General features: G+C 46.6%; 11 protein-coding genes. 5 read left to right on the top strand and 6 right to left on the bottom strand.

What is annotated here, in order from left to right; all coding sequences use genetic code 11:
- The first annotated feature begins 132 nt into the window (after positions 1–132).
- Positions 133–1,596, top strand: coding sequence for a DUF2867 domain-containing protein (locus C9I99_RS10215; protein ID WP_107348770.1), 1,464 nt, complete (start codon positions 133–135; stop codon positions 1,594–1,596).
- 74 nt (positions 1,597–1,670) lie between these two features.
- Here the strand turns inward: C9I99_RS10215 and C9I99_RS10210 are convergent, their stop codons facing one another.
- The 3 genes from C9I99_RS10210 to rsuA form a co-directional block, all read right to left on the bottom strand.
- Positions 1,671–2,321 (bottom strand): DUF2913 family protein, encoded by a 651-nt coding sequence (locus tag C9I99_RS10210; protein ID WP_107348769.1) that lies wholly within the window; start codon positions 2,319–2,321, stop codon positions 1,671–1,673.
- A 9-nt stretch (positions 2,322–2,330) separates the two neighbouring features.
- A complete protein-coding gene (locus C9I99_RS10205; RefSeq protein ID WP_107348768.1) occupies positions 2,331–3,521 on the bottom strand; it encodes a Bcr/CflA family multidrug efflux MFS transporter in 1,191 nt (396 codons plus the stop codon).
- A 194-nt stretch (positions 3,522–3,715) separates the two neighbouring features.
- Positions 3,716–4,411, bottom strand: coding sequence for a 16S rRNA pseudouridine(516) synthase RsuA (gene rsuA / locus C9I99_RS10200; protein WP_107348767.1), 696 nt, complete (start codon positions 4,409–4,411; stop codon positions 3,716–3,718).
- Between the two features lie 300 nt (positions 4,412–4,711).
- Here rsuA and C9I99_RS10195 point away from each other — a divergent pair, with 300 nt between their 5' ends.
- Both C9I99_RS10195 and radD read left to right on the top strand, forming a co-directional pair.
- The gene (locus tag C9I99_RS10195; RefSeq protein WP_107348766.1) at positions 4,712–5,206 is read left to right on the top strand and encodes a GNAT family N-acetyltransferase; all 495 of its coding nucleotides are present in this window, start codon (positions 4,712–4,714) and stop codon (positions 5,204–5,206) included.
- A 112-nt stretch (positions 5,207–5,318) separates the two neighbouring features.
- Positions 5,319–7,064 carry a DNA repair helicase RadD gene (radD, locus tag C9I99_RS10190; RefSeq protein ID WP_107348765.1) on the top strand — a complete coding sequence of 582 codons (1,746 nt, stop codon included), beginning with the start codon at positions 5,319–5,321 and terminating at the stop codon, positions 7,062–7,064.
- A 78-nt stretch (positions 7,065–7,142) separates the two neighbouring features.
- On the opposite strand, the gene C9I99_RS10185 is transcribed toward radD, so the two are convergent.
- Complete coding sequence (locus C9I99_RS10185; protein ID WP_107348764.1) at positions 7,143–9,290, bottom strand: TonB-dependent hemoglobin/transferrin/lactoferrin family receptor; 2,148 nt, start codon at positions 9,288–9,290, stop codon at positions 7,143–7,145.
- A 362-nt stretch (positions 9,291–9,652) separates the two neighbouring features.
- On the opposite strand from C9I99_RS10185, the gene rplY reads away from it, so the two are divergent.
- The gene (gene rplY / locus C9I99_RS10180) at positions 9,653–9,931 is read left to right on the top strand and encodes a 50S ribosomal protein L25 (RefSeq protein WP_107348763.1); all 279 of its coding nucleotides are present in this window, start codon (positions 9,653–9,655) and stop codon (positions 9,929–9,931) included.
- Positions 9,932–9,998: 67 nt separating this feature from the next.
- Here rplY and C9I99_RS10175 read toward each other — a convergent pair whose 3' ends face one another.
- Entirely contained in the window at positions 9,999–10,253 is a 255-nt protein-coding gene (locus C9I99_RS10175; RefSeq protein ID WP_107348762.1) for a DUF1289 domain-containing protein, read from the bottom strand.
- Between the two features lie 255 nt (positions 10,254–10,508).
- On the opposite strand from C9I99_RS10175, the gene C9I99_RS10170 reads away from it, so the two are divergent.
- Complete coding sequence (locus C9I99_RS10170) at positions 10,509–10,820, top strand: hypothetical protein (RefSeq protein WP_107348761.1); 312 nt, start codon at positions 10,509–10,511, stop codon at positions 10,818–10,820.
- Positions 10,821–10,884: 64 nt separating this feature from the next.
- On the opposite strand, the gene cobT is transcribed toward C9I99_RS10170, so the two are convergent.
- Positions 10,885–11,913 (bottom strand): nicotinate-nucleotide--dimethylbenzimidazole phosphoribosyltransferase, encoded by a 1,029-nt coding sequence (gene cobT, locus C9I99_RS10165; RefSeq protein ID WP_107348760.1) that lies wholly within the window; start codon positions 11,911–11,913, stop codon positions 10,885–10,887.
- Positions 11,914–11,924 lie beyond the last annotated feature (11 nt).

Genomic DNA, 11,924 nt, shown 5'->3' with positions numbered 1-11,924 from the left:
TACTTAATACCAATTACTGTTATATTTTAGTGTAAACCCTACTTACATTAAGTTGCAGGGAATCACTGTGCTATTAAGCCCAGAGTAACTATCCATACTAACCAGCAACCCTGTGACACGGAGCCGTAGTTTATGGAGCAAACAATTTTAGTGGTCGGCGCATCAGGTTACATAGGAAGTCACCTTGTGCCGGAATTGGCTAGCGCTGGCTACAAAATTAAAGCCACTGGTCGCAACTTAAAATTGTTAGAAAAACGCGGGTGGCAAGAAATACAAAACATCAGCCTTCACCAATTAGATCTCAATGAAGCCAACAATTTACCTGAGCTGCTTGAAGGTGTAGACAGTGTGTTTTTCCTTGTTCATGGTATGAATCATGGCCATGATTTTATTGATATTGAGTTACAGGCGGCTCAAAACTTCAGTAACGCCTTAAAACAATCTTCGGTCGAACGAGTGATCTACCTCGGTGCCCTGCAGCCTGCTGATGGCGAACCATCCGAGCACCTGCAAGCCCGAAAAGCCACAGGTGACATCCTTAGAGAAAGCGGTAAAACCATCACAGAATTACGAGCCGGAATCATCGTCGGCCCGGGCTCTGCGGCATTCGAGGTGATGCGGGATTTTGTTTTCCACTTTCCAATTCTCATCACACCTAAATGGGTGTATTCCAAAAGCTCACCAATAGCACTGCGTAACCTGCTGTACTATCTGCTGCAGTTACTGCATTTCAAGCCAACTCGCCATCAAATCATGGATGTAGCTGGACCAGACAATATCACTTACGCCCAACAGCTAAAAATGATCGGGAGGCATTTAGGCAAAAAAGCCCGTATCTTGTCGGTTCCCTTTCTGACTCCAAAGTTCGCGGCAAGGTGGCTACGTATTGTGACATCGGTACCGACCAATATTGCTAAGGCGCTGATAGGGGGACTCGGACATGATCTGCAGGCAAATGGCACAGCCCTACACTCCCTAATTCCCCAGCATCTGCTCAGCTACGACGAAGCAGTCGAAGAAACCCTGGGGCATGAAAATGAAGTCGTCAGAAGTGATATATGGGGCTTTGACCCGGATGCCCTCGCCCGCTGGCAACCCGGCTATGGTTATTACCCCAAGCAAGCAGGATACCGTTTGAAAACCGATGCTACCGCTGAGCAACTATGGCACCAAGTACAGCTCATCGGTGGAAAAGAAGGGTATTTCTATGCTAACTACCTATGGCGGATACGGGAATGGATGGATTTCGCTATTGGCGGCAATGCCCTCAAGCGCTATCGCAGGGATCCCAAGCAGCTGGAATTAGGTGACAAAATCGATTCATGGAAAGTCATCAACATAATACCGAATGCGTTTTTGTCACTGCTATTTGGCATGAAGGCACCGGGACTGGGCCGATTGGAATTCACCATTGAGGATAAAGGTGATTACCGCGAGATTGACATCCGAGCCTGGTGGCACCCAGCTGGGTTCTCAGGTTTACTTTACTGGTTTGCCATGATGCCGGCCCACCTCTTTATCTTCCGTGGTATGACTCATGCGCTAGTCGAACGCTGCCACGCACATGCCCAAGAAGGCAAAACCGAAACCATATAATGTAGACTGCCGCCGTATTATTGAAACCAATAACGGGAACCACAAGGTTCCCGTTATTCATTAAAAGCAGTCGTTTATTTTTGCGTTGGTAGCTCTGGCAGGTGCGTGCCAGCATTTCGCGGGAACAGCTTATACTCACCGTGGTACTTCACAATCGACTTATAGTCCGTCACTTTGTAAAGCAACAAACCTTGCCCATAAGCAACATCGATCAACGCACGGGCATCACCTCGAACAAACAGAGATAACGGTTTCACCATCTCACCCGCTTCATCAAAAGCAGCCGCATACTGTGTCGAGCAAACAACCAGTGACGCCTGACCATCAGTATGATGGGTTACCTTGCGGTTGACTTCATGCTCGGTCGTAACTAGCCAGTCTTGTTCTTCCAATTGCTCATAGAATGCTTTTAGTTGCGCATCGCTCAGCGTATTCGCGATCTCTCCTTCATGAGGGATCCCTTCGTAGCAAGCTTTGATCTGTTCAAACTGGCTCTTCAGTTGCGCATTTTTACCCATACTACGCGCCTGCTTCTGCCAAGCAACCAACGTCTTGGCAACAACATGCTCATAACGCTGCTGCTTGATGACCTTGGTCACCCAAGCATTGAGATACAGAGTCTCACTCACCGGGTTTTTAGGTGTCTTTCCAGCTTGCTGAGAATCAACCAACTCTTGCAGCCCCTGCGAAACAACCTTATATATTTCTTGATAAAACGTAGCCATTGATAACCTTTATGCCTCTCGTGAAAGGAACCAATAAAACAAAGCTGAAAGCACAGCACAGGCCGCCATTGTCAGCGCCATCGGCCACGGCGTATTGTTATGCATTAAAGCGACCAGCCCGCCAACAACGGTACCGGTACCAAAACGCAACGTTCCTGCCAGCGACGACGCCGTACCCGCCATATGAGGATAGCGAGCAAGCAGACATGCCATGGTGTTACTGCCGATAATTGAGATGGTTCCGACAAATAGCATGACAGGGATCACTACCCCCCACAAGCCCAAGCCAAGCAGCTGGCCACAAACCAAGCCAAGACCGGCGATTAACTGCACAGTCAGGCCAAAACGTAGCATCCAATGTGATCCTAACTTTTTCACCAAACGACCATTGATACTGGTCATCAAGATCAAACACACCACATTCAGACCAAATAACAGGCCGAAGTACTGTGTACTGACATGGTAAATATCAATGTAGATAAACGAACCAACAGTCAAGAAGGTAAACATACCAGCAAACGAGAAACCACTACAAAACACGAGGCCGACAGCCACGGGGGTGGTGAGCATTTTTGCATAGTTACGCAGGGTTGAACCAAGATGAAACGGTAAGCGTTTTTCCTTTGGCAGCGTCTCTGGGATTTTGGTCGTTACTGCCAAACAGATAATAATGGCAAAGAGTGCCAACACCCAAAAAATCGATCGCCAACCAAACCACACAGCCAGATAACCACCTAGCATTGGTGCAATCAAAGGCGCAACCGTCATCACCAAGGTAATGAACGACATCATTCGGGCAAAGTCTTCACGCTCGAACATATCCCGCACCAAGGCTTGGATAATTACTGCCGCAGCCGCACCGGCAAAGCCTTGCGCCGCCCGAATCCACGTCAATTCAATGATATCTCCGGAAACAGCACAGAAAACAGCAGCGATGGCGAATAGAATAATTCCTATAATCAGAATGGGTTTACGACCATAGCTATCTGCCAGTGGACCATGTACCAACTGACCGACGGCAAAACCTGCGGTATACGCAGTCAGCGTCGCTTGTACCAACCCGGGATTAACCATCAAATCTTTGGCAATGGTTGGCATCGCCGGAAGATACATATCAATAGCCAGCGGCGTCAGTGCACCAATTGCACCTAAAATTATAATAAGTTGAATACTTAGTTTTTGGCTGTCTGTCGCAGTCATGTGTTCTCAGTTGTGCTGGAAAAAGTCAAAGACTTGTATTGTACGATGAATTGGCTGAATACACTCTTTCCTTCTGGGAAATAGTGCGTTTCTACCATGTCATATTGCAGGGATAAATAGAAATGGAGAGATGTATAGAATGTAGAGGGATCACTAGCATAATCCCTCTTAAGTTATTCAATTATTATGTGCTGTTACTTGGAGAAAGACGCGACTTCTTCGGCCGTCAAAGCGCGGTATTCACCCGGTTCAAGATCTTCATCCAACTCCACGCTGCCGATCTGCTCACGGTGCAAGGCTTCAACCTTATTACCGACAGCAGCGAACATACGCTTCACCTGATGGTATTTACCTTCGGATATTGTAATCAACGCTGCTTTTTCATCTAAGATTTCTAGCTTCGCAGGACGAGTAAGATCTTTTTCACTGCGCAATTGCACACCTTCGGCAAACTGCTTGATAGTTTCTTCTGGAATTGGATCAGCCGTTTCCACGTAGTATACCTTTTCGCATACATGGCGAGGAGACGTGATACGGTGTGACCACTGACCATCATCTGTTAATAACACCAAGCCTGTTGTATCGCCATCAAGTCGACCAGCAACGTGTAGTTTTTCCGGGCTCACTACATCAAGCAAGACAAAAACCGTCGGGTTATGGTCATCCACGTGGGAACAAACAAAGCCCGATGGTTTATTGAGCATGAAATATCGTGGACCATCAAAACGCAAAGAGCGGCCATCAAACTGAACGTCGCAATCATCGGTCACCTTTAGGGAACCATTTTTTACAATGTCACCGTTCACTTCAATTTGTTTGTTTTTTAATAGCTTACCAGCTTCTTTACGGGTAATTCCAAGTGTCGTGCTAAGGAACTTATCAAGCCTCATTATTGGCTCCAGATGGTACAAAAGCGCGTATCATAGCAATTCTAAAGAGGTTAGGCATTATCCTCGGCGTGTAATGGACTAAAATAGAAGCATCTGAACAACGAAACCACAAAGCACCCTGCTTTGTGAAACACAATTTTCCCAAAAGTTCAGTGCAAAATCTCAGAACGTAACTAACCTCAAAGTCTCGAACTTTTTTCGATGTATCTGTAAGAATCAATAAACGTATTCAGGCAATGGTTACGTATAACAAGTATCATCTACGCATTGGTTATACCGACTAACTGTGAAGGTTACGATATGAATATTTCACTTGTTGCGCCAAGTATTTCATCTATGGACATGCTGCTTACTCTGGTTGAGGAACTGTTTGAATATGAAGTACTACCGAAAAAGAAAGAACAAACTCAACAGGCTATCCAACACCTGATCACTAACCCCGAGCTCGGCCAGGCTTGGTTTATTGAAGTGGACAATGATGGCGAAAAGCTCATTGCCGGCCATATTATTATTAGCTATAGCTTCAGCTTGGAGCATGGTGGACGAGTCGGCTTGATCGATCAGTTTTACCTTAAACCTGAATGGCGACAGCAAGGGATCGGGACGATTTTACTGCCACAAATCGAAGCGCATGCTGCTTCTGCTGGGGTTAACGCCCTTTCGCTTGAAGTCAATATCGGCAACAAAGGTGCACGTAAGTTCTATGAAAAACATGAATTTGTACCCCGTCGCCAGTTCTGTATGATGACAAAAATCATCACCGCAGAAGAAATGCCACTACACATCGCCTCTTAATCTATAACCCGAATACATCAACACCTGCGGGCAGTTTACCCGCGGGTGTTTTCATTCTATCGCCCTACCTGTACACTTACACAGTATTTTCATTTCCGGGCTTTCACCATTTATGTATACGCTCCGCCCATACCAGCAAGACAGTGTCAATGCGACCATCCATTACTTTAGAAAGAACACCTCACCGGCCGTACTTGCCCTGCCTACAGGGGCAGGTAAAAGCTTGGTCGTGGCTGAACTTGCGCGTATTGCCCGAGGACGTGTACTGGTGCTTACCCATGTCAAAGAGCTGGTCGAACAAAACCATAGCAAATATGAAAGCTATGGTCTCAAAGCCTCTATCTTTTCAGCCGGACTAGGAAGAAAAGAAACCGATCGCCAAGTCGTCTTTGCCTCTGTGCAATCAATGGCCAACAGCCTTGACCAATTTGCCAATGAATTTTCATTGTTGGTCATTGATGAATGCCACCGTGTGCCCGATGACGAGAACAGTGCCTACCGCCGGGTGATTTCACACGTACAAAAAATCAACCCCGGCATTAAGATCCTTGGCCTAACCGCGACACCTTATCGCTTAGGAATGGGGTGGATTTATAAATACCACACCCGTGGTCAGGTCCGTACCGAGGGAGAGCGTTTCTTCAGGGACTGCATTTTTGAATTGCCAATCCGCTACCTGCTCGATGAGGGCTTCCTAACCGAACCCAAAATGATGGATATGGCCGTAATGGGCTACGACTTCTCCCAGCTAAAGCCCGGCAATAATGGCCGTTATAAAGAAGCGGATCTCGACAGTGTGATTGAACAGTCTGGTCGCGCAACCCCAATGATCATCGATCAGGTGATTGACTACGCTAAGAACCGTCGAGGGGTGATGATTTTTGCCTCTACCGTCAACCACGCCAAAGAGATCATGGGTTATCTCGAGGGTGAAAACGCAGCGTTGGTCATTGGTGATACCCCGTTAGATGAACGGGATCGTATCATCGAGCAGTTCAAGAACCGTGAAATCAAATATTTGGTCAATGTTTCAGTATTAACGACCGGCTTCGATGCCCCACACGTCGATCTTATCGCGATATTACGCCCGACAGAATCTATTAGCTTGTACCAACAAATCGTTGGCCGAGGGCTGCGTCTGTTCGAAGGCAAACAAGATTGCTTGGTACTTGAATATGCGGGTAACTGTTATGACCTTTACCAACCCGAGGTCGGCGATCCCAAACCGAATAGCGACAGTGAAGTTATTATGGTTCCCTGCCCTGCTTGTGGTTTCAAAAACAGCTTCTGGGGCAAACTCGACCCTGCCGGGTTTCTGGTTGAGCATTATGGCCGCCGCTGCCAGGGCTACTTCGAAGATGACGATACTGGTGAGCGTGAAGAATGCGGTTATCGTTTCCGCGCTAAGTACTGCGAAGAGTGTGGCGCAGACAATGACATCGCCGCAAGACGCTGTAATGTCTGCGATGCGGTGATGGTGGACCCCGATAAGAAACTGCGTGACGCGTTGAAGCTCAAAGACGCAATGATCATGAACTGCCACGACCTCCGTCTTGAAGCGGGTAAAAACAAATACGGTAAACCCCAGCTTAAAGTCATTTACATCAGTGACGAAGGAGCAGAAATCAGTGAAGTGTGGCCACTATCAACCAAGGTCCAAAAAGAGATATTCACCAAGAAATTCGTCAATCCGCACCTTGCCGATCGCCACCGTCCCTTTACCGATACGGCACCGACAAAAGTCGCCAATAACGAGCACCGTTTCCGACCACCTGAAATCGTTATTGCCCGTAAGAACGGGCGCTTCTGGGCGATTCGCGACAAACTATTTGACCTAGACCAATATCAAAAAGCGTAAACCGTTTTCACCCCTTCCATAAAAAAACCGCACAACAGCAATAACTGTGTGCGGTTTTTTGTCTAAATAGATGTTGAATTAGAAGCTGTAATCGAGGTTGATCCCCCAGTTACGGCCAGGTTGTGTTCGGCGGTCAACACCGTCTGTCGAAGCCGTTGTGCCTTCTAGGTCTTGATATTGCCAGTACTTCTCATCAAAGGCATTAAATAGGCCAGCACGTAGGGTTAGATCCTGCGTAGGACGGTAGTAACCCGTTAGGTCAACAACGGTGTAACTCGGTGCCTCTAGGTTGTCAGTCTCTTCCCACTCATCTTTTGCTGATACCGCAGTAACAGTCAATGCACTCCCCCAGTTTTCTGACGGTGCATCGTAACCAACACCGACAACAGTCGTGAACGGTGCGATTGTATCAAGTGTGTCACCCGTTTCTTTATCTTCACCATCCAAGTAAGCCATCGACAAGCGAGCATAGGTTCCCATTGGCGCACCGAAAGCTTCATCTAACCAGAGGCTACCTTTTAACTCAGCACCATAAATACGCGCTTTATCGATATTCTCATTGGTCGTTACATCAATACCGTTCACTTCCTCGGTCTTTGACTTAATGAAGTTATCGTAGTCGTTGTAGAATGCTGCTAACTCCAATGCGCCAAGGCGATTGTTTGCTCGCAGGCCAATTTCATAAGACTGGCTTTCTTCCGGTTTCAGGTTCGGGTTAGAGACAATCTTGTAACCATGAGCAGCATTGTCTTTGTCGTAATAAAGCTCATAAATGGTTGGCGAGCGGAACCCTTCACTGTACTGGGCATACGTACTAACATTTTGATTCCAGTGATAAACAGCGCCTAATCGTGTCGTTATGGCATCACTGCTATGTTCTTCTAAGCCGGAAGATGAATCCGGTTTCGCCCTGTAATCGTCGTAGCGGAGGCCCGCTGTCACAACCAGCTTCTCATCCATCAAGAACATCTGGTCCTGCACGAATACAGCCCACTTCTCCTCGTCAGATTTAGGGACTTCTGACGAACCTGGCATGCTGGTGCCTGTATCCAGAAAGTAATCTGTATAGTCCAGCTCAAACGACGCGTCTGATGCATCAATACCGTAGGTCAACTCATGGCGACTTGTTGCCAATTGCAGCTCTTTTTGCATTTGAACATTAAGCTGTAAACTTTCATCGGTCCCTGAGCGGGCGCGGTTACGGTTTCCATAGGTATCAGTATGATCGAAGTTATTATGTTCAGTTTCACTCTTAGACCAGTTAAGCTTCCACTCTAATGAGTCAAAAGCGACGTTCCCAGCCAGCCACTCGTGCTCAAAACCCAGTCGTAAACGATCATCCTTATCATCACCTTTGACGTTGGTATAGACAAAGCCAGGCATGAAGCCACCGCCACCGTCGTAACCTTCACGGCTCAATGTGGTCACCATCTGATCGCGAGTATAAAATTCACCGGTTAAGCCAACACGGTGGTCCGCGTTAATTTGGTAAAAAATCTTACCCAGCACATTATGCGACTCGTAGCTCAGTGGATCTGCGGCACCACGTTCAGGACCGGTAATGCTAGCCCCGTCACCGTGTGTTTCAGTTTCATTACCATCGCGATAAGTGTAAATCACCATGGTTTCAAGATCGCCAGTACGGTTGGCCACTTCTACGGTTGCTTTATATTCATCACTCGCGCTGGCATAACCCGTTTTTAGACCAACATGGGTATCATCCCCAGCGTCAAGTAAATCCTCTGGGGTCTTGGTGCGCATCAGTACGGTACCACCAAGCGCATCACTACCATATAATGTTGATGTCGGCCCTTTATTGACCTCAATAGCTGTTAGCGTATCAACTTCAAACGTGTTGGCGTTTTTACGCATCACATCAGCACCCGGATTGTAAGATGCAGGTTGCTCTACCCCATCCACCAGCACTTTCACTCGGCTACCACTCATACCACGAACGGTAATATCTTCCATGCCAAAACGGCCTTGCCCATTTACCTGTACGCCCGGCTCATATTTCAACGCCTGCTTAACATCCGTCGCTAAGTTCTGCTCGATATCTTCCGAAGACACCTTAGAGACTGACGATGGAATGTTTTTGATACTTTGCTCTGAGCGGGTGCCCGAAACAACCACTTCATCAAAAACTGAATACTCTTCTTGTGCGTATAGAGCCGGTGAAAGCGCAAGAACCACTGAACTTGCCAAAAAAGTAAGCTTGTAACTCATATTCCCTGCTTAATGATATTTTAGTTGGTAATGAAACTGGCAATAATTATTACAAACACAAACGATAATTACTATCATTATCATGCGTATTTTTGGTTTTTCTTTTCTTTGATTGCTTTCGCTCTCAAATATCATCTAATCACGAGAAACTTTTTTGCTTCAGGCTATTAGGTATAATCAGTGCGTGGCTTATCGCCAAGCAATTGTCTTTTCGTGCTAATCGCTTAATTTTTAAGTCATTGAATAAAAGGAACGCTTTTTTCCTTGATGCATCACAGTATCGCTGCTATTCTTCGCGCTCGTTTTTACGACATTGAGTAAGGTCGCATTACTCAGTGAATTTAATTTAAAGAGTATTTAAAATGAAATTTGAAGCAGTAGTACGTACTGACCTTGGTAAAGGTGCGAGCCGCCGCCTACGTCACGCAGGTAAATTCCCAGCAATCGTTTACGGTGGCGAAGCAGCTCCTGTATCTATCGAGTTGAACCACGACGAAGTGATCAACCAGATGGACAAGCCTGAGTTCTACGAAGGTCTAGTTCTTGTGATCGACGGTCAAGAAGTTGCTGTTAAGCCTCAAGACATCCAGCGTCACGCGTTCAAGCCAAAAGTTGAGCACATGGACTTCAAACGCGCTTAATAGCCGTTGATTCATACTCAATATTAAAAAGCGCCTTTATGGCGCTTTTTTTATACCTGTCTCTCAACTAAAACAACTCTTGTTGAGGGGAATGACCATTGTCTGAATCGTCTTGACGGCCTTGCTGTGCTTTCGCCCTCATCACTCTCTGGTAGCGCTGCTTGCACAGTCTAACGACGTTTCGCTTCTGCTCATTGGTCAGTTGCTGCCAATGAAATCGCTCGTCACGACTGCGAAAACAACCTTTACAATATCCTCGGTCATTGGTCTGACATACCCCAATACATGGGCTGGGAATCGTAAAAAAATCGAGTTGTTCCATTCCTCTTCCCATCGTCGTTAAGTGATTACTACTAATGATAATAATCTCTAATGACATTTTCCCCAAATTAACCAATAGATATAAAAGTTACTCGCAATAAGCAGGAGAATTTCTCACCAAGAGTGAATGACCATTCATGGCCTTGTACTTTTGTTAATAATTTTGCTAGTCTTTTATCGTTATCTGGATCGATAGCATTCTCTAAATCGCAGTCAAATTTTTTTCCAATGACTGCTGTTCAACCAGGAGGGAACCATGGATTTCTTTGTACCATCGGCATCTAGCCCACAGCAAGCAGAAGCAGTATTCAACTCAATCGCTAACCACGTGTCTGCCCCAGAGCAAAATCAACGCATTTACAAACTTGTATGGCAGCATGAAGGTGCTGAATGTGCTTGTGAAATCGGCAAGCCGCTTCCTGAAGTATTCAGAACTGAAGAAACTGTACTGGCTATTTTCGAGTGTGATGAGGTATATAAGATCTGTACCCCGAACCGCGGCGCGATCAAATTTGATCCTATCCACGCCATGAAGTCTTCTGTATCCAATGTCGAGTACTTCGGCTGATCCCGACGATCTCTTGCTAAAGCAATAAAAAACCGCATATGAATGCGGTTTTTTTGTTTTCGTTTTACACCGTCACTCCAGCTTCTGCAAAACTCGCCATATTATTATAAAACTCAGCAGCAGCTCGAAGCAGCGGAACCGCTAACACTGCACCAGTCCCTTCCCCTAACCTCAAGGATAGATCCAGCAACGGCTCGGCATCCAGTTGTTCAAGTGCTATTTGATGGCCTGTTTCATGGGATTGGTGGGCAAAAATCAAGTAATCACGGCAGGAAGGGGCTATTTTTGTCGCCAGTAATGCTGCAACCGTCACAATGAAACCATCAACAAGGATTGGAGTACGTTGCTTTGCGGCTGCAAGGAAGCCTCCCACCATTTGCACAATTTCATAACCACCCAACTCAGCCAGCAGAGTCTGCGGGTCATTTGAGTGGCAACGTTTGATACCTTGACCTACCAATCGCTTTTTCTTTTCCAGTTGTTCCGAAGACACACCCGTGCCCAAACCAACGCATCGTTCAACGGGCTCACCGGTAACTGCAGCAAGCAGCGCTGACGCACTGCTAGTATTGCCGATCCCCATTTCACCAAACATGATCAGATCACAGCCTTGGTTTATCACAGCCTGAACGACGGATTGCCCCCATTCTAAGCCTTGCTGTACCTGTTGCGGTTTCATTGCCGGTTCAATGGCTAAATTTCCCGTCCGCTCACCAAGGCGCTGTTTGACCAGCAAAGGAGATTCAGACTCAATGGGCAGCAAAATACCGCAATCAATGACTTTTATCGCCACATCATTAGCACGGCAGAAACAGTTAACCGCCGCGCCTCCGGCCAAAAAGTTTAGTACCATCTGTTGGGTAACGGCACTCGGGGCGATACTCACCCCTTCTTCAGCAATACCGTGATCACCGGCAAAAACTAGAACGTAAGGTTGCTCTAATGTGACTTTATCAACGGCTTGTGCTTTACCTTGGCTCTGAATAAGCGCCAATTGGTGAGCCACTTTTTCCAGTTGACCCAGCGCCCCGAGCGGTTTGGTTTTTTGATCTATACGCCCTTGGATCTCGGTGCTATAACGGGTATCAAACATCTATTCTATCC

Source organism: Photobacterium lutimaris (assembly GCF_003025555.1).
In the GTDB taxonomy this organism is placed as follows: domain Bacteria; phylum Pseudomonadota; class Gammaproteobacteria; order Enterobacterales; family Vibrionaceae; genus Photobacterium; species Photobacterium lutimaris.
This window is presented reverse-complemented; position numbering and strand designations above follow the sequence as displayed.